Consider the following 17,043-nt stretch of genomic DNA (forward strand, 5'->3'; position numbering starts at 1 on the left):
ACGCTAGTCACCGGGCGCGGCCGGCGGCGTCAGCCCTGGAAGTCCTCCGGGTCGACCTCGTCGAGGAAGCGGCGGAACTCCGCGACCTTGTCCTCCGAGTCGGCGGGGTCGACGTCCTCGTCGTCCTCGAGGACGCCGGCGACCTCGAGCACCGCTTCGGCGACGAAGAGCGGCGCGCCGACCCGCGCGGCGAGCGCGATCGCGTCGGACGGCCGGCAGTCGAGCGCGAGCGGGCCGGCGGCGGTCGTGATCGTGAGCGCCGCGTAGAAGGTGCCCTCCTCGATCCGCGTCACGTCGACGCGGTCCACGGAGGCGCCGACCGCGTCGAGCAGCCGGCGCATCAGGTCGTGGGACAGCGGACGCGGCGGGGCCTCGCCGCTCACCGCGATGCCGATCGACGCGGCCTCCTGCGTGCCCACCCAGATGGGCACGACGGTGCGCGGCGCGTCGCCGTCGAGCGGGGTGAGCAGCACGACCGGCTGACCCACCGCATCGACCGCGAGACCGAGGACGCGCACGGGGACCACTCGTCCAGGGTAGGCACGTCCGCCCGGAACGCCAGGGTCGGGTCGCCCCTAGCCGTCCTGCGCGAGCCGGTCGACCTCGGCCGCCGCGTCGTCGGCGGCGCGCCTCGCCCCCGCCGCTGACCGCTGCGCGTCGACGAGCGCCGACTGCGCGGCGTCGAGCCGTCGCTGCAGGTCCTGCAGCCGGCGGCGCAGGTCCGCGACGTCCTGCTCGCGGTCCTCGGCCTCGGCGTCCGCATCGCGCGCCTCGGCGGCGGCCGCCCGTCCGCGGTCGCGCGCCGCCTCGAGCCGCTCCGTGCGGGCCCGCTCGGCCTCGGCCTCGGCCTCGGCCTCGCGCCGCGCGGCGTTCTCATCGGCGGCCGGCGCGGCGCCGGACCGTCGTCGGGTCGCCGAGCCCGCGGGCGGCGCACCGCCGGCGACCGCGTCGTCGAGGTCCACGGGATCGAAGCCGTCCGCGTCGAGCCCCCGGACGAGCCGCCCGGTGCGCACCGCGGCGGCGGCCTCCGGCGTCGTCATCGCCGCCTGGAGGGTCTGCTGCGCCTCCTCGACCGCGGCCTGGCCGATGCGCTGCCCGGCCTCCTCGGCCCGCTCCGCGGCGCGACGCACGACCTCGCCGAGCTGCGTCCGCCGGTCCCCGGTGAGTCGGCGCAGGCGGTCGCGGTCGCCGGCCTCCTGCGCCTCCCGCAGGTCGTCCCCGAGGTCGAGCACCCGCTGCAGGTCGTCCGGCAGCTCGCGGGCCAGCAGGTCGACGAGCCAGGCCGACGCGGAGGGTTTCGCCAGCGCGGCGATCCGGGCCGCGAGATCCCGGTCCCCGTCGCTCCGTGCGGCCTTGGCCCGGGCGTTCCGCTCGGCGGTGAACCGCGCGAGCGGCAGCGCGAGCAGCTCGGTGGCCGCCTCCGCGAGCGCGTCGTCGCCCTGGGCCACCCGCTCCTCCTCCGGCTCGCCCGTCCCCGGTTCCCCGAGGCGGTCCACCGGACACTAGAGGCACCGCTGCTGAAGGAGCTCATCGTCCGAGCAGGTCAGGCGGGCTGCCAGAGCTCCACGCGGTTGCCCTCCGGGTCGGTGAACCAGCCGAAGCGGCCGATGCCGTCGTAGGTCGGCCGCTCCGGGTCGACGGGGACCTCCGCGGCGGCGAGGCGGTCCAGCATCCCGTCCAGATCGTCGACCTGCAGGTTCAGCATGACCGGCTGCGCCGCGGGGAAGGAGGCCTCGTCGCGCGCGAAGAACGCGAGCACGACGGGTGCACGCTCCGCCGACTGCGCCAGCTCGAAGACGCCGTGGGTGCGGGGGAGCCCGAGGTGCTCCGCGTACCAGGCGGCCAGCGCCTCGGGGTCGTCCGCGCGGAGGAACGCCCCGCCGAACCCGGTGATCGATGCCATGCGGATGCCCGTGCCGATCCGCGTCAGCGCGAGAGCGGCGAGATGAGGTAGATGCCGAACAGGGCGACGAGCCCGCTCACGACGAACAGCGCGGTGGCGCCGACGGTCGCGATCGGCGGACGCGTCCCGTGCTCGACGTCGTCCATCTCCTCGTCCCGCGCCGTGCCGGTCGCGGCGGCGCCGCGCGGCGGGAGCGCGAGCAGGCGGATCGCCGTCGCGAAGCACAGCACGATCACGCACGCGGACGCGAGCGCGGTGCCGAAGACGCCCAGGAAGGCCGGCCAGTCGATGGTCACGCGTTCGCCCTCCGCTTCTTCCGCGGCCGGACGACGGCGGTGCCGGCGGCGTTGACCTCCGCCTCGAGGCTCGACGCATCGACGCGGTCGGGCTGGGCGATGATGAAGATGACGACCATGAAGGCGACCGCCGCGACCGTGTCGATCACGATGCCGACCGGGCCGAGCAGGGTGAGCAGCGCCGCGAGCGCCCCGACCACGGCGGCCGCGGGCAGGGTCAGCACCCAGCCGAAGACGATCCGACGTGCGGTGCCCCACTGCACCTTCGAGCCGCGTCGTCCGAGGCCGGAGCCGATGACGGAGCCGGAGGCGACGTGCGTCGTCGAGAGGGCGAACCCGACGTGGCTGGAGGCGAGGATCGTCGCCGCGGTGCTCACCTCGGCCGCGAAGCCCTGCGCGGGCTTGACCGCCGTGAGCCCCGTGCCGAGCGTCTTGATGATCCGCCAGCCGCCGGTGTAGGTGCCGAGGGCGATCGCGAGGGCGCACGCGAGCACGACCCAGAACTCGGGCCCGGTGCTCGCCGTCTGCGCGCCGGCCGCGACGAGCGCGAGGGTGATGACGCCCATCGTCTTCTGCGCGTCGTTCGTCCCGTGCGCGAGCGCCACGAGGGAGGAGGAGAACACCTGCCCGATGCGGAACGTGCGCCGGCCGTCGGGCCGGCCGTCGTAGCGCCGCGTGACCGAGTAGGCGATGCGGGTGGCGCAGAACGCGACCACGCCCGCGGTGAGCGGCGCGAGCACCGCCGGGATGATGACCTTGCCGAGCAGGACGCCGTAGTCCACCGCGCCGAAGCCGGCGCCGACCAGCGCGGCGCCGACGAGGCCGCCGAACAGGGCGTGGCTCGAGGACGAGGGCAGGCCGAAGTACCACGTCGACAGGTTCCAGATGATCGCCCCGATCAGGCCCGCGAAGACGAGCTCCGGGCCGACGTGGACCTCGGTGCCCTCCTTGAGCAGGCCTCCGGAGATCTGCTTCGCCACCTCCGTCGACAGGAAGGCGCCGACGAGGTTCAGGACGGCGGCCACCGTGACCGCGACCTTCGGCCGCATCGCGCCGGTCGCGATCGGGGTCGCCATCGCGTTGGCGGTGTCGTGGAACCCGTTGGTGAAGTCGAAGATCAGCGCGAGGACGATGACGGTGACGACGAGCGGGATCGCGGACTGGATCACCGGTCCGCCTCGGGCGTCCCGCTGATCGCGGGGGTCTCCTGCGGCAGCACCGGGGAACTCTATCCGGGTGCCGCGCACCGCGCCCGACGCGCACGCTTCGGCTGATCAGCCCGTGGGTACGCGCTCCACGACCGCCCCGAACGGAGCGGTCGTGGACCATCGCGTGATCCCGGGTCAGGCGCCCCGGCGCCGGTAGACCGCCGTCGCGACGGCCCAGGCCGCGACGAGGATCCCGGCGCACCAGAGGAGGGCGACCGGCAGGTCGGCGCCCACCGGGCGCACGGCGAGCAGGTCGCGGATCGCGTTCACGATCGAGGTCACCGGCTGGTGCTCCGCGAACCAGCGCACCGGGCCGGGCATCGACGCCGTCGGCACGAAGGCCGAGCTGATGAACGGCAGCAGGATCAGCGGGTAGGAGAACGCGCTCGCTCCGTCGACGGTCTTCGCGGTGAGCCCCGGGATGACCGCGACCCAGGTCAGCGCCAGCGTGACGAGCACGAGGATCCCGAGCACCGCGAGCCAGGCCAGCGGCCCCGCGCTCGACCGGAAGCCGATCAGCAGCCCGACCGCGACCACGACCACGAGCGACAGCACGTTCGCGACGAGTGACGTGAGCACGTGCGCCCACAGCACGGACGACCGGGCGATCGGCATCGAGCGGAACCGCTCGAGGATGCCGCCCTGCAGGTCCTGGAACAGGCGGTACGCGGTGTACGAGACGCCGGTGGCGATGGTGATGAGCAGGATCCCCGGCAGCAGGTAGGCGACGTAGGAGTCGGTACCGGTCCGGATCGCCCCGCCGAGCACGAAGACGAAGAGGAGCAGCAGCGCGATCGGCATGAGCGCCGTCGTGATGACGGTGTCGAGGCTGCGGGTGACGTGGCGCAGCGAGCGCCCCGTGAGGGCGACGGTGTCGCCGACGAAGGTGATGGACATCAGCGGGCCTCCTGCCCGGTCGGGTCGCCCGCGGCGCGCCGCGAGCCGATGACGGCGAGGAACACGTCCTCGAGGGCGGGCGGCTGCTCCACGCGCTCGACCCGCGTCGGCGGCAGCAGCGCCTGCAGCTCGGCCAGGGTGCCGTCCACGATGATGCGGCCCTCGTGGAGGATCGCGATCCGGTCGGCGAGCTGCTCCGCCTCGTCGAGGTGCTGGGTGGTGAGCAGCACGGTGGTGCCGCCCGCGGCGAGCCCGCGGATCGCGTCCCACACCTCCAGCCGCGCCTCGGGATCGAGACCCGTCGTCGGCTCGTCGAGCACGACGACCGCGGGGGAGCCGATGAGGCTCATCGCGATGTCGAGCCGGCGCCGCATGCCGCCGGAGTACGTCCCCGCACGGCGCCGCCCCGCCTCGGTCAGCGAGAAGCGCGCGAGTAGCTCGTCGGCGACGCGGCCCGGGTCGGGCAGGTGTCGGAGCCGGGCGACGAGCACGAGGTTCTCGCGGCCGGTCAGGACCTCGTCGACGGCGGCGAACTGGCCGGTGAGGCTGATCGACCGTCGGACGTCGGCGCCCCGGGTCGCGACGTCGAAGCCGGCGACCGCGACCTCGCCGCCGTCCATCCGGAGCAGCGTCGACAGGATGCGGACCAGGGTCGTCTTGCCCGCGCCGTTCGACCCGAGCAGGGCGAACACGGTCCCCGGGGCGACCTCGAGGTCGACCCCGCGCAGCACGTGCAGGTCCCCGAACGACTTCTCGAGGCCGCGGACGGCGACGGCGGCGCTCATCGCTCCGGCTCCGACCGGGTCGCGTCGGTCGCGTCGATCGCGTCGCTGAGGCGCTGGCGCTCCTTGTCCATCCACCGCCGGCCCGTATAGGCGGCGACGAAGTCGTTCGCGAACTCGGCCGGGTCGTCGCCGACGATCTGCCGGACGGGCGTCCCGTCCACCGCGGCCCGCTCCCACAGGTCGACGAAGTCGCCCTGTATCCGGACCAGCGTCTCGCCGTCGACGATCCCGCCGGACACCATGATGTACCGCTGCACCGCCCTGGCCGCCGCCCGGTAGGGCTCGGCCAGCGCGTCGAGCCGTGCCTGCTGCCGGCGGTACTGCTTCTTCTGCTCGAGCGGGCCCGTGAGCTTCTCGATCCACATGGTCAACCTCTCCCTTCGTGGAGCTGTTCGATCCGTTCGGCGAGGAAGCTCCACGTCCTCCAGAACTCGGCCAGGTGCTCGCGTCCGCTGTCGCTCAGCGAGTAGACCTTGCGGGGCGGCCCCTTCTCCGACGGGACCTTCTCGACGGCGACGAGACCGCGCTGCTCGATCCGCACGAGGAGCGCGTAGACCGTGCCCTCCGCGATGTCGGTGAAGCCCTGGTCCCGCAGCCACGTCGTGATCTCGTAGCCGTAGGCGCTGCGGTTCGCGAGGACGCCGAGGACGATGCCCTCGAGCGTGCCCTTCAGCATCTCCGTGATCTGCTTCGCCATCGGTGCTCCCATCGGTACTCAGTGCTGCTGAGTACCGGTACATAGTGACACGGAGTACCGGTTCGTGCAAGGGCCGAGGAGGATGCCCGCGTGCGCATGCTGCTGACCTCGAACGGGATCCACGAGGGGCCGACGCTGGACGCGCTCCGCGGGCTCCTGGGCAAGCCGATCGCGGAGGCGAGGACGGTCGTCCTGCTCGACGCGATGCTCCCGTTCCCCGGCGACAAGACGGTCATGCTCCGCAACATCGAGCAGTACCGGGCGCTCGGGTGGGCGGAGGTCGACGTCCTCACGCTGTTCTCCGGGCCCCGGTCGCTCGTCGAGTCCCGGCTCCGCGCCGCGGACGTCGTGTTCGGCTACGGCGGCTCCAACCACTGGCTCGCGCACGCCTGGCGGGAGTCGGGCCTCGCGCCCGTGCTCCGCGAGGTGCTCGACGAGCAGGTCTACGTGGGGACGAGCGCCGGCTCGATGGTCTTCTCGAGCCTGCACGAGGCCGCGGTCGAGGCCCTCGACGACCACGAGGAGGTCGAGCTGCTGCAGCTCGACTCGGTCGGGCCGGTCTTCCCCCTCTTCGACTGGTTCGTCGTGACGCACCTCGGGGCGCCCTACTTCCCGCACGCCACCGACGAGTGGGCCGCCGCGACCGCCGCTCGGCTCGGCGGCCCCGCGTGGTTCCTCTCCGACGGCTCGGCGCTCGTGGTGCGGGATCCAGCTGCGGAACCGGAGGTGGTCTCGGACGGCCACTGGCTCCGCTTCGACGCCTCGGGCGCTCTCATCGAAGCGGCTCCCGCCCCCATCGGTGGTTGAGCCGGGCGCTCCGCTCCGCGCCGAAACGACGCCCCCGGGTCGAGGGGTGGATCGGCCGCCGTGACTCTGCGACGCTCGACGCAGGAGTCCGATCAGCCCCCTGAGGAGTCGTCCTGTCCTACGTCGTCGGCGCAGCCCGCGGATCGCGGGCTCCGAGCCGACGTTCCGTGCTGCCGTTCATCGCCCTCGCGGTCGCGCTGTCCGCGGTGCGCCTGTTCCTCACCTTCTCGCCGCTCGGCGGCGGCGCCGCTCCGGCGTCGACGCAGACGCTCGTCTTCACCGTGCTCTGGATCGCGAGCTACGTCGCCGAGGCCACCGCGGGCCGGCTCCTCTGGCGGTCGCGCAGCCGGCACACGTACGGGCGCGCGGTGGTCGTCCTCTTCCGGATCCAGATCGGGCTGCAGGTCGTCCGACTCGTCAATTTCATGGCCGCGCGCCTGCTGCCGCCGCCCGTGCCCTGGTCCGCGTTCGCCACGATCGCCCTGCTGGTCGCCGCGGGAGCCGTGACCACGGTCGCGGCCTGGTCGATCCCGCGGGCGGCCTCCGTGCTGCTCGGGGCGGTGCTCGCATGGCTGCTCGTCGTCACCGCGATCACCGGCGTGGACGCGATCCTCCGCTACGGACTGCCGATCAGCTGACCCGCGCCCGTCTGAGGTCCGATCGTGCCCGACAGCCTCCTCCGCCTGCAGTACTCCGCCACCGACGCCGTCGCGGCGACGACGGCCGCGAGTGCCGTACTCGGATCAGCCACGGTGTCCAGCCGGCACGGCGACCTGCTCTGGGAGCAGGTGACCGTCGTCGACGACGGCGTCTCGATCACGTTGGTCCGGTCCGACGGAGAGGGCATCCATCTCGCGATCCCGGTCGCCGCGGAGCTCGTCGTCGTGCAGGTGGATGCCGGCGAGGCGACGCTGACGTGCGGGGACCGGTGCGTCGTGCTCGGGGAGCACGACCTCGGCCTGGTCCCGATCGGCGCTCAGGCGGACCTGCGCTGGTCGTCCGCGCAGCTGCAGCTGTTCTCGGTGGCGGCCGCGCCGCTCGCCCGCCTGCTCGGCGTCCCGCGGTCCGCGGTGCAGCTCCACGCGCCTCGGATCGAGCCGGCCTCACCGGAGCTCGCCGAGTACCTGCGTCGCACGGGGCGGCTGCTGTCCTCGAGGCCGCGCGAACGGCGCTCGTCGACGAGGCAGCGGTCGGCACGACGATCGCCGACGTCGCGCGCCGATTCGGCTACGCGAACAGCGGCCGCTTCTCCACCCACTACCGGAACGAGTACGGCGAGGCGCCGAGCGCGACCCTCCACCGCGTCCGCAATGACGCGGGCGAGCCGGACGCGCCCGTGGACGGGGTGCAGGAGTCGGCGCTCGTCGCCGGCGACGCCCGGTTCGGCGGGGACTCGGACGACCGGCTCGACCACGCCGCGCGGTCGCCGTGGAGGAGGCCGACGCGATCGGGCGGTGACGTCCGCCCGCCGCTAGCGCGCCTTGCCCGACGAGCGGCGGGACCGCTCCGTCGGCGACGGTCCGTCGTGCTGCTCCTTGGGCGTGCGCGGCAGGGGGATCGCCCCGGTGTCGGTCAGCGCGCGGACGTCGTGGATGTCGGTGTGGACCCTGATCCTGCGGCGGCTTCGGTCGTCGGGCATGCCTGTCTCCTCGCCATCGAGAGGTCGCAGTACACACCGCCCACCTGCGGAAGGGCCGACCGGTGCATCGGCGTTTCCTCGCATCCGAGGCGGGTGGCAGCGACCTCGGCCGTCGGCGGAGGGGTGCCGGTGGGCGAGACTGGCAGCAGCCGACCAGGAGGACCGCGGCCGACATGCTGACCACGACCGGCGCGGACGCGTCCCCGGCGCTCAAGGGGGTCGTCCGCGCGATCGCCGCTGCGGCGTCCGCCGCGCGCCGCCCGATCGTGCTCGTGGACGGCCGCTCCGGCGCCGGCAAGTCGACGCTCGCCGCGCGGCTCGCGCCGCGGCTCGGCGCCGACCTCGTCCGCCTGGACGACGTCTACCCGGGCTGGGACGGCCTCGCCGCGGGCGCCGAGCACGTGCGCCGGCACGTGCTCGGCACCGGCTCACCCCGGTACCGGCGCTGGGACTGGGCGGAGGGCCGCCCGGGGGACTGGCGGGTGCTGCGTCCCGGCGTCCCGCTGGTCGTGGAGGGCTCGGGCGCACTGTCCCGCGGGGCCGCGCCCCTGGTGACCTTCCGGGTGTGGCTCGAGCTCGACCTGGAGGAGCGCCGCCGACGGGCCCTCGACCGGGACGGCGACGGGTACGCGCCGCACTGGGAGCGCTGGGCCGAGCAGGAGGCGGCGTTCGTGCGGCGCGAGCGCCCCGCCTCGCTCGCGGACGCGGTGGTGCGGTCGGCGGACTGGACGGTGCGGTTCCGGTCCGCGGATCAGCGGATGCCGCTGCGGGCGAAGCCCTGCACGAAGTAGCGCTGGAACACGAGGAAGAGCACGACCATCGGCGCCACGTCGAGCAGGGCGAACGCCATCGTCGTGTTGTAGTCCGGGCCGTTCTCGCTCTGCAGGTACAGCAGCCCGATCGGCAGGGTGAAGAGCCGGTTCTCCTTCAGCGCGATCAGCGGCCAGGCGAAGTCGTTCCACGACGCGAGGAGCGTGAGGAAGAAGAGGACGGCGAGCAGCGGTCGCGACAGCGGGATCACGATCGAGCGGAAGACCCGGAGGTGACCCGCGCCGTCGAGGCGCGCGGCCTCGATGAGGTCGCGCGGGATCGACAGCATGAACTGCCGGGACAGCAGCAGCCCGACCGCGCTCGCCGAGGTCGGCAGGATCACCGCCCAGTAGCTGCCGTACAGGCCGAGCGAGGTCGTCAGCTGGAACAGGGCGACCATGATCACCTGCACGGGCAGCGTCAGGGTGCCGAGCGCGACGAAGAAGAGGAGCGTGGAGCCGCGGAAGCGCAGGTGCGCGAAGGCATAGCCGGCGAGCGTGTTCAGCGTGACGGTGATCAGCGCGACGACGACGGCGATCGCGACGGAGTTGCCGAACCACGTCCAGACCGGGAAGCGCTCGAAGACGCGCGCGAAGTTGTCGAGCGTCAGCGATGACGGGATCAGCCGGAGGCTGCCGCTCAGCAGGTCGGACCGGGTCGAGAGCGCGACGACCGCCATCCAGTAGAGCGGGAAGGCGACGACGATCGCGACGACCACGGCCGCGAGCGTCCGGAGCGCGACGACGAGCCGTCTGCGCGCGACCCGTCCGGTCGCCCGCCGGCGGGTGAGCGGGGTGGTCGCGGCCGTCATTCGGTGAGGTCCCGCGTCCGGCTGGTGTTCCACTGGACCACCGCGAAGACGACGGCGACGACGAGCAGGACGACCCCGATCGCCGCCGCGTACCCCTGGTCCCGGGTGACGAAGCCGTTCTGGTACGCGTAGGTCACGAGCACGTCGGTCGCGTTCTGCGGGCCGCCGCCGGTCAGCACGAACACGACGTCGAACACCTGGAACGAGTAGACGACGTCGATGACGAGGAGGAAGAAGGTGGCCGGGCCGAGCATCGGCACGACGACGTACCGGATGCGCTGCCGGGCGCCCGCGCCGTCCAGCGTCGCGGCCTCGATGAGGTCGCGGCCGACGCCCTGCAGCGCGGCCAGGTAGATCAGCATGTTGAAGCCGAGCCGCAGCCAGAGCGTCACGAGGACGACGGACGCGAAGGCGGGCGCGCCGCCGGACTGCCAGGACACCGCCGGTAGCCCGACCGCCTGGAGCAGCGCGTTCAGCACGCCCGCGTTCTCGTCGAAGACGAGCTTCCCGATGAGCGCCGACGCGACGCTCGACACCGCCATCGGGAGGATCAGGATCGACCGGAGCACGGCCCTGGCGGGCAGCGCGGCGTTCAGCAGCAGGGCGGTGAGCAGGCCGAGCCCGAGCGAGAGCCCCGTGACGAGCACGGTCGAGAGCGCGGTGTTCGCGGACGCCCGCCAGAACAGCGGGTCCGCGAACAGCCGGGCGTAGTTCTCGAGGCCGACGAACACGCCGCCGCCGAAGCCGTTCGTCCGCTGCAGGGAGAGCACGAGCGTGCCGACGAGCGGCACGACGACGAACAGGGCGAGCAGCCCCAGATTCGGCGCGATGAAGCCGTAGGCCGCGGCGTCGCCCCGGTGCCGCCTGCGTCGCTCGGGCCGGCGCGACGGCGCAGCGGCCACTGCGGTCACGCGACCGCCGCGGTGATCCCGGCGGCGGCGGCCGTGGCGGTGGCCGCGGCGCCGCGGCCGCCGACGAACGCGGTGTCGAGCTGCGTCTGCAGCACGGTGATGATCTTCGACATGTTCGGGGAGGCGACCTGCCCGGAGTCCGAGGCGCGGACCAGGCTCGCCTGCCCGACCGACACCTTCGACAGCTCGGGGCGGACCGTGAAGGAGATCCCGTCGCTCACGAGGTCCTGCCGGGTCGGCAGCAGGGAGGCCCCCTCGCAGAAGGTCCGCATCTGCGCCTCCTGCGTCACATGGTCGAAGAACTCCGCGATGAGCTCGGCCTTCCCGCCGGCCGCTTTCGTCGCGACGAGCGCGTTCCCGCCGAAGTCGCTGCCGCCCCTGGCCTGCCGCGGCGAGAACGTGGAGCCCCACTCGAACTTGAGGCCGTCCGTGTCCGGGATCGCGAAGGCGCCCGAGAAGACCATCGCGACCGACTCGTTCGCGAAGGCGTCCGCGGCGTACGTCGACGACTTGACGAAGTCGTTCTTCGGCACGAGCCGGTCGGGGAAGAAGGTCCGGGTGAAGTCGATCGCGGCCCGCCCCTGCGTCGAGTCGATGGCGGCGGACTTCAGGTCGCTGCTGAGGAAGCGGCCGTCGTCCTGGAAGAGCCAGTTGAGCCACCGTGTGACGCCGTTGCCCTGCCAGTTGTAGGCGAACGGGTACCGGTTCGACGGCAGCGACGAACGGAGCTTCTGCGCCACGGCGCGGAACTCGGACCACGTCCACGCGCTGTCGGCCGAGGTCGGCACGGACGTCACCCCCGCGTCCGACAGGGCCTTCCTGTTGTAGAAGATCACGTTCGTGTCGGTGTGGTGCGGGACGCCGAAGGGCTTCCCGCCCTGCTGCACCGCCGCCCACGCCTGCGGGGTGAAGCGGTCGGCGAAACCGCTCGGCAGGTGCTTCGACAGGTCGAGCAGCTGATCGCCCCCGGCGTACGAGCCGAACGTGTAGTAGGGGACGCGGAACACGTCCGGCGGGTTCCCGGCCTGCAGCTGCGCGTCGATGTTCGTGAACATCTGCTCGTAGGGCACGGCGTTCAGCGTGACCTCCGCGCCCGGGTGCGCCTTCTCGAAGGACGCGATGACCGACCTGAAGCCCGCGAGCTCCGCGTCGGTGCCCCAGGTCGTGAAGGCGATCGTCCCGGCGGCCGCCTTCGACGGCGCCGCGGAGGGGACGAACCCGCAGCCGGCGAGCGCGAGCGGGAGCGTGCCGACCGCGGCGGCACCGAGGGCCTGTCTCCGTGTGAGCGTCATCGTGTCCCTTCTCGGCCGCCGGGACGGCGGCCCGTCGGACGCTAGCGAGCGCGGGGCGCCGTCCGATCGGGCGGGGGCGGCATCCCATGCGCTTGTCAGGCGCACCGCACCCCGCTCGGAGCGAACGGGGTCGCCCGGGCGGCCGATCAGCGACCGACGACCTTCTTCGCGCGGCCCTTGGCGTCCTCCAGCCATCCGGCGACCGGTCGCTGCTGCTCGCCCTGCTGCGCGTTCAGCACGAGGAGCACGCCGGTGAGCACCGGGATGGCCCACTGCGTGACCTTCTCGACGCGCTGCGCCGCCTGCAGCTGCTCGGACGAGTCGCCGCTCGGCTCGGTCACGCCGACCCCGCCCTCGTCCGCGTGCCGCAGGATCGCGGCGCCGGCGAGTCCGCCCGCGACGCTCGCGGCACCGGCGGCGGCCGTCACCACCGTCTTGACGACGGAGTTCGACTTCGCCCCCTGCTGGGCTGCGAGTCGGCCCTTGTTGGACAGGATCAGGCCGATGCCGCCCACGCCGTGCACGGCGATCGCGGCGAGCTGCACCGGCGTCCAGCGGGCCCAGCCGACGGCGGAGATCCGCAGCCGCTCCGACGGCTTCTTCGCGGTCGCGGCGGCGCCGTTCAGGCCGACGGCGCCCATCAGGCCGCCGCCGAACCAGGCCGCCAGGCCGACGTCGTGCAGGGTGCGGATGACGGTGTTGCGCTGAGACATGGTGGTCCTCTCGAAGCCGGAACGAGCCAGTGTGCGGACCTCGTCTGGACGTGCGCGGACTCGGTGCGGATGCTCGGGCGGCTCGGAACCGGGCGCGACCGGGCACGTGCTACGCGCGTCCGGTGGGCGCTCCGTCCGGGGTGAGCGGCTGCGCATCGGCGCCCCGCTAACGTGTCCGCATCGAAGTCGCGCTCATCGCCGTGCTCCTCGGCGTCTCCGGTGCCGTCGTCGCGGTCGTCCTGCTGATCCGCGCCGGCCGGTCCGTCGCAGGCGCGGACACCGCGCAGGGGACCGTCCGCGTGCGCGCCGAGGTCCACACCGGTGTCGAGCAGGCGCTCATCGGGCTCACCCGGTCGCTCGCGCTGGTCGGCAGTCCGGCCGACGCGGCTTACGGGCAGCTGTTCCTGCAGCAGACCGCGGTGGCGACCCTCACGGTCGGGTCGCGGTCCGAGATCGGCCGAGGCTTCCGGGCGCTGATCACCGCGGAACCCGGGCGGGGAGCGACGGAGATCCGGTATGCCATACTCCGGCTGCCCGGCGATGAGACGCTGCACGCGGCGGTGCTGCAGTTCGAGCTGCTGCTGATCGAGGCGATCCGCCGGCTCGACGCGAACGCCGACGTGCGGCTCGTCGGTCGGGCGCTGCGGGACCTCGACCGCACGACCGGGCAGGAGGGCGGGGCGAGATGACGTTCACCTCGGCCGTGCGCCCGCCCTGGACGGCGGTGCTGAGCGACGGCGAGCACACCGTGCTGCTGTTCGCGGTGCTCGCCGCGGTGCTCGCGATGCTCGCCACGCTCGTGCGCGAGCGGTTCGCTTCCAGCGAGGTGCACGGGGAGTACCGCACCGCGGGCCTGACCGGCACGTCGATCGTCGCGATCGCCCTGGTCTCCTACGTCCTCGTGCTCGTCACGGTGCTGGTCGGCTACACGCCGGTCGACGGGACCTGGGTGCCGACGGCCGTCACGCAGTACGCGTGGTCGATCCGCTACGCCGACTGGGCCATCACCGTCCCGTTGCTCGTCGTCGAGCTCCTCGCGGTGAGCGTCGCCCGCACGCCCTCGCGGAAGGACGCGCAGCGGCGGGCGGGGATGGTTCTCGCCTTCCTCATGATCGTCCTCGGCTTCATCGGCGCCTTCGTCGTCGACGGCGGCCGCAGCTTCGAGGCCCTCGCGGGGTTCGGCGCGGTCAGCGCGGTGTGCTTCCTCGCGCTCGCCCTGATGATCGTGCGCTCCGCGATGTACTCGCTCCCGCGCATCGTCGAGCCCGCCCGCCGTCCGTACCGCTCGGCCGTGTCGCTGCTCGTCGTCGTGTGGTTCGCCTACCCGATCGTCTACGGCCTGCAGGGCACGACGTCGGGCGGCACGTGGGCCGTGATCGGCGCCGTCATCCTGAGCGTCGCGGACGTCACGGCGAAGGTCGGCTTCGGTTCCCTCGTCCACCGCGCCGCCGTCTACCAGTCGCGGGCGGAGGAGGACGCGTCGCCGACGACGCAGCGCCGCCCGCGGACCCCGGAGGCCGACTCGCTGTGGGTCGGCGAGCAGGGCCGGTACGACCGCGACGGCTTCTGACCGTCAGAGGTCGCGGTCGGTCAGCTCCGTGAGCAGGTGCTGGAGGGCGCGGCCCAGCTCGGTCGGCACCCCGCCGAGCGCGTCGCGCGCGGCGAACGTGTGGGCCGCGGCCAGGTCGATCGCGGCCGCCCGCGCCCCGCTCCGCTCGACGAGGTCCCGCAGCCGGGCCGCGGCGGCCTCGGGCGGCATCCGGTCGACGCGCGGATCGATGCCGCGCTCGGCGAGCAGGGCGGCGAGCACCGTCCGCTTCCCCTCCCGCGCGTCGCTCACGGTCGACTTGCCGACGACCGCGGGGTCGCCGAACAGGCCGAGCAGGTCGTCGGTGATCTGGTACGCCACCCCGAGGGCGCGGCCGGCCCGATCGAGCGCCGCCAGGACGTCCGCGTCGGCGCCGGCGAGTGCGGCGCCCGCGCGCAGCGGCGCGCAGAACGTGTAGACGCTCGTCTTCGCCTCGTACATCGCGAGCACGGTGTCGAGGTCGGGGCCGTCCGCCGCGGCGAGCTCGACGTCGAGCAGCTCGCCGGCGGCGGTGGCGGACACGGCCTCCGCCACGATCGCGGCGAGCCGTGCGCTCGTGGCGGCGTCGTCAGAGGCTCCGCCGACGAGCTGCACCGCGCCGGCGACGGCGAGGTCCCCCGCGATGATCGCCGCGCTCACCCCGAGGTGCTCGGCCGCGTCCGGCCGTCGTCCCCGGGCGAGCGCGGCCGCGCGGAAGGTCGCGGCGACGTTCGCCTCGCCCCGCCGCGTCCAGTCGTGGTCGATCACGTCGTCGTGGATCAGGAAGGCGGTGTGGAGCAGCTCGAACCCGGCCGCGGCGCGGGCCTCCGCGGTTGCGTCCGCGCCGCCGAGCGCACGGTGCGCGGTGACGAGCAGGCGCGGTCGGACCAGCTTGCCGCCGGAGCTCGCCCGTCGCACCTCGCTCCACAGCCGCGCGGCCGCGGGCGTGGCCGCCGCCGCGACGTCGATGTGGCGGTGCAGCGCGTCCACGACGTGCTGCAGGTCGGGCGTCGTCGGGCGGGCCGGGACCTGCGCGGTCCGGGCGAGGGGCGCTGCGGTGGACACGGATCGAAGTGTTCCGAGGCGGGGGTGCGGTGCACGATCCGGAGGATCGATGTGCGGCGCTCGCCCAGCGGACGGGGGCGCCCACGCGACGCCTCGAGTTCCGAGCGTTACGCTCCGCACGTGTCACCCCTCTTCCGGCGTGCGCAGCGCCGCGAGGCGGTGGCCGACTCCGTCCCACCCCAGACCACCGGCGCCCGGCCGCTGCCGCAGCACCCCTCCGTGCCGCCAGCGGCCGCGCCGCCGCGACCCCTGCCGGTCGCCGCCGCATCCGCCGCCGAGGAAGCACCGGACGAGCCGGTCCGGCTCGGCGGCCGGTACGTGCTCGAGCGGGTGCTCGGCAAGGGCGGCGAGGCGAGCGTCTACGCGGCGCGGGACGAGGCGCTCGATCGCACCGTCGCCATCAAGCTGTTCCACCGGCGTGCCGTGCCGCCGTCGCAGGGCATGCTCGAGGCCGCCGAGGCGCGGGTCGGCGCCGCCCTCGGCCACGCGTCCCTCACCACGCTGTTCGACACCGGCATCGACGTGGGACCGGACGGCGCGCCCCAGCTCTACATGGTCATGGAGTACGTCCGGGGCGAGACGCTGAGCGAGCGGCTGCGCCGCGGCGCGATCTCCCCGAGCGACGCCTGCTGGCTCGGCTTCGACATCGCCGAGGGCCTCGACTACATGCACCAGGTCGGCTTCGTGCACCGCGACGTGAAGCCGAGCAACATCCTCATCTCCGGCCTGCGCAGCGTCCGCCCGGTGGTCGCGAAGCTGACGGACTTCGGCATCGCGGCGCCGGTCGGCGAGCCCGACCTGAGCGAGTTCACCGTCGGGACCGCCGCCTACCTGAGCCCGGAGCAGGTGGAGGGGAACGACGCCGTGCCCGCGTCGGACACCTACTCGCTCGGACTCGTCATGATCGAGGCGATGACGGGTCGCGTGGTGTTCCCGGGGTCGGTCACGAAGTCCGCGTTCGCGCGGCTCACGGAGGACCCCGAGATCCCCGAGCAGATCCCGCCGCGGACGGCCGCGCTGCTGCGGAGGATGACGGAGCGCCGCCCCGCCGACCGCATCGGCCTGGGGGACGCGGCCGTCGAGATGCAGCAGATCCTGGCCGCCGACCTCGTCCGCCCGCGGACGGGCGCCATCCCCGTCGTGCCGGCGGCCGAGCCCGCCACGACGCCGGGCACCCGGCCGGCAGTGCAGCCCTCGGCGGCGACCGACTCCGCGGTGCGTCTGGCGGCGGCCGCGGCGGGGACGTCGAAGGGCCTCCTCCTCCGCTTCGACGCGGACGGCGCGACCCGGATCGTCGCCGCGCACGGCTGGGGCGAGCGCCCGTCGGTGATGGAGACCTGGCCGCTGCGGTCCGAGGGCGGCGCCGGCGCATGGGCCATCCCGGACCTGCTGGCGCACCCCGTGCTCTTCTCGCACCCGGTCGCGAGCGCCCCGCACGACGTCCGGGCGATCGCGGGCGCGCCGCTCCTCGCCGCCGACGGCGCGGTCGTCGGGCTGCTGTGCGTCGCGGACGAGGACGCGCAGGCGTTCTCGGACGCCCGGCTCGGCGCGCTGCAGGACGCGGTGGCGCTCCTGCAGCACGACCTGCAGCTGCGGGCGGCGGTGCGGCGGGCGGTGCTCGGCGCGGACTGACCCGCCGACC

22 protein-coding genes are annotated in these 17,043 nt (G+C 73.9%); 6 read left to right on the plus strand and 16 right to left on the minus strand.

Annotated elements, in window-relative coordinates; translation table 11 throughout:
* Nucleotides 1–29 precede the first annotated feature (29 nt).
* From CLV52_RS04005 to CLV52_RS04045, 9 genes are all read right to left on the minus strand, one after another.
* The gene (locus CLV52_RS04005; protein WP_133764994.1) at nt 30–527 is read right to left on the minus strand and encodes a bifunctional nuclease family protein; all 498 of its coding nucleotides are present in this window, start codon (nt 525–527) and stop codon (nt 30–32) included.
* Between the two features lie 48 nt (nt 528–575).
* Complete coding sequence (locus tag CLV52_RS04010) at nt 576–1,448, minus strand: hypothetical protein (protein ID WP_133764995.1); 873 nt, start codon at nt 1,446–1,448, stop codon at nt 576–578.
* A 95-nt stretch (nt 1,449–1,543) separates the two neighbouring features.
* Nucleotides 1,544–1,903 carry a VOC family protein gene (locus CLV52_RS04015; protein WP_133764996.1) on the minus strand — a complete coding sequence of 120 codons (360 nt, stop codon included), beginning with the start codon at nt 1,901–1,903 and terminating at the stop codon, nt 1,544–1,546.
* A gap of 23 nt (nt 1,904–1,926) precedes the next feature.
* Nucleotides 1,927–2,199 (minus strand): hypothetical protein, encoded by a 273-nt coding sequence (locus tag CLV52_RS04020; protein WP_133764997.1) that lies wholly within the window; start codon nt 2,197–2,199, stop codon nt 1,927–1,929.
* On the minus strand, nt 2,196–3,365 hold the full coding sequence (locus CLV52_RS04025) for an inorganic phosphate transporter (RefSeq protein WP_133765828.1): 1,170 nt from the start codon (nt 3,363–3,365) through the stop codon (nt 2,196–2,198). Before CLV52_RS04025 ends, CLV52_RS04020 begins: the two co-directional genes overlap by 4 nt.
* A gap of 177 nt (nt 3,366–3,542) precedes the next feature.
* A complete protein-coding gene (locus CLV52_RS04030) occupies nt 3,543–4,304 on the minus strand; it encodes an ABC transporter permease (protein WP_133764998.1) in 762 nt (253 codons plus the stop codon).
* Nucleotides 4,304–5,089: an ABC transporter ATP-binding protein gene (locus CLV52_RS04035; RefSeq protein WP_133764999.1), complete on the minus strand. Its 786-nt coding sequence runs from the start codon at nt 5,087–5,089 to the stop codon at nt 4,304–4,306. Before CLV52_RS04035 ends, CLV52_RS04030 begins: the two co-directional genes overlap by 1 nt.
* Nucleotides 5,086–5,454 (minus strand): DUF1048 domain-containing protein, encoded by a 369-nt coding sequence (locus tag CLV52_RS04040; protein ID WP_133765000.1) that lies wholly within the window; start codon nt 5,452–5,454, stop codon nt 5,086–5,088. Before CLV52_RS04040 ends, CLV52_RS04035 begins: the two co-directional genes overlap by 4 nt.
* A 2-nt stretch (nt 5,455–5,456) precedes the next feature.
* A complete protein-coding gene (locus CLV52_RS04045; RefSeq protein WP_133765001.1) occupies nt 5,457–5,786 on the minus strand; it encodes a PadR family transcriptional regulator in 330 nt (109 codons plus the stop codon).
* Between the two features lie 96 nt (nt 5,787–5,882).
* Here CLV52_RS04045 and CLV52_RS04050 point away from each other — a divergent pair, with 96 nt between their 5' ends.
* Both CLV52_RS04050 and CLV52_RS04055 read left to right on the plus strand, forming a co-directional pair.
* Nucleotides 5,883–6,593, plus strand: coding sequence for a Type 1 glutamine amidotransferase-like domain-containing protein (locus CLV52_RS04050; protein WP_246018029.1), 711 nt, complete (start codon nt 5,883–5,885; stop codon nt 6,591–6,593).
* Between the two features lie 167 nt (nt 6,594–6,760).
* Nucleotides 6,761–7,231 (plus strand): tryptophan-rich sensory protein, encoded by a 471-nt coding sequence (locus tag CLV52_RS04055; RefSeq protein WP_162850697.1) that lies wholly within the window; start codon nt 6,761–6,763, stop codon nt 7,229–7,231.
* 105 nt (nt 7,232–7,336) lie between these two features.
* Here CLV52_RS04055 and CLV52_RS18845 read toward each other — a convergent pair whose 3' ends face one another.
* Together CLV52_RS18845 and CLV52_RS18850 are read right to left on the minus strand one after the other, a co-directional pair.
* Nucleotides 7,337–7,675 carry a hypothetical protein gene (locus CLV52_RS18845; protein ID WP_246017950.1) on the minus strand — a complete coding sequence of 113 codons (339 nt, stop codon included), beginning with the start codon at nt 7,673–7,675 and terminating at the stop codon, nt 7,337–7,339.
* A 389-nt stretch (nt 7,676–8,064) separates the two neighbouring features.
* Entirely contained in the window at nt 8,065–8,232 is a 168-nt protein-coding gene (locus CLV52_RS18850; RefSeq protein WP_246017951.1) for a hypothetical protein, read from the minus strand.
* 173 nt (nt 8,233–8,405) lie between these two features.
* On the opposite strand from CLV52_RS18850, the gene CLV52_RS04065 reads away from it, so the two are divergent.
* A complete protein-coding gene (locus CLV52_RS04065) occupies nt 8,406–9,023 on the plus strand; it encodes a nucleoside/nucleotide kinase family protein (RefSeq protein ID WP_133765005.1) in 618 nt (205 codons plus the stop codon).
* On the opposite strand, the gene CLV52_RS04070 is transcribed toward CLV52_RS04065, so the two are convergent.
* From CLV52_RS04070 to CLV52_RS04085, 4 genes are all read right to left on the minus strand, one after another.
* Complete coding sequence (locus CLV52_RS04070) at nt 8,984–9,853, minus strand: carbohydrate ABC transporter permease (protein WP_133765006.1); 870 nt, start codon at nt 9,851–9,853, stop codon at nt 8,984–8,986. The genes CLV52_RS04065 and CLV52_RS04070 overlap by 40 nt on opposite strands.
* Nucleotides 9,850–10,764 carry a carbohydrate ABC transporter permease gene (locus CLV52_RS04075; protein WP_246017952.1) on the minus strand — a complete coding sequence of 305 codons (915 nt, stop codon included), beginning with the start codon at nt 10,762–10,764 and terminating at the stop codon, nt 9,850–9,852. The genes CLV52_RS04070 and CLV52_RS04075 overlap by 4 nt, the downstream gene beginning before the upstream one ends.
* Nucleotides 10,761–12,056: an ABC transporter substrate-binding protein gene (locus CLV52_RS04080; protein WP_133765007.1), complete on the minus strand. Its 1,296-nt coding sequence runs from the start codon at nt 12,054–12,056 to the stop codon at nt 10,761–10,763. The genes CLV52_RS04075 and CLV52_RS04080 overlap by 4 nt, the downstream gene beginning before the upstream one ends.
* 146 nt (nt 12,057–12,202) lie before the next feature.
* Nucleotides 12,203–12,769: a hypothetical protein gene (locus tag CLV52_RS04085; RefSeq protein WP_133765008.1), complete on the minus strand. Its 567-nt coding sequence runs from the start codon at nt 12,767–12,769 to the stop codon at nt 12,203–12,205.
* A gap of 200 nt (nt 12,770–12,969) precedes the next feature.
* Between CLV52_RS04085 and CLV52_RS04090 the strand changes: the two genes are divergently transcribed.
* On the plus strand, nt 12,970–13,458 hold the full coding sequence (locus tag CLV52_RS04090; RefSeq protein WP_133765009.1) for a hypothetical protein: 489 nt from the start codon (nt 12,970–12,972) through the stop codon (nt 13,456–13,458).
* On the plus strand, nt 13,455–14,339 hold the full coding sequence (locus CLV52_RS04095; protein WP_133765010.1) for a bacteriorhodopsin: 885 nt from the start codon (nt 13,455–13,457) through the stop codon (nt 14,337–14,339). The genes CLV52_RS04090 and CLV52_RS04095 overlap by 4 nt, the downstream gene beginning before the upstream one ends.
* 3 nt (nt 14,340–14,342) lie before the next feature.
* On the opposite strand, the gene CLV52_RS04100 is transcribed toward CLV52_RS04095, so the two are convergent.
* Nucleotides 14,343–15,401, minus strand: a complete 1,059-nt coding sequence (locus CLV52_RS04100; RefSeq protein WP_162850699.1) for a polyprenyl synthetase family protein — start codon at nt 15,399–15,401, stop codon at nt 14,343–14,345.
* A gap of 120 nt (nt 15,402–15,521) precedes the next feature.
* Here CLV52_RS04100 and CLV52_RS04105 point away from each other — a divergent pair, with 120 nt between their 5' ends.
* On the plus strand, nt 15,522–17,033 hold the full coding sequence (locus CLV52_RS04105; protein WP_133765012.1) for a serine/threonine-protein kinase: 1,512 nt from the start codon (nt 15,522–15,524) through the stop codon (nt 17,031–17,033).
* Nucleotides 17,034–17,043: the final 10 nt, after the last annotated feature.

The sequence above is a fragment of the Amnibacterium kyonggiense genome (assembly GCF_004364555.1).
In the GTDB taxonomy this organism is placed as follows: domain Bacteria; phylum Actinomycetota; class Actinomycetes; order Actinomycetales; family Microbacteriaceae; genus Amnibacterium; species Amnibacterium kyonggiense.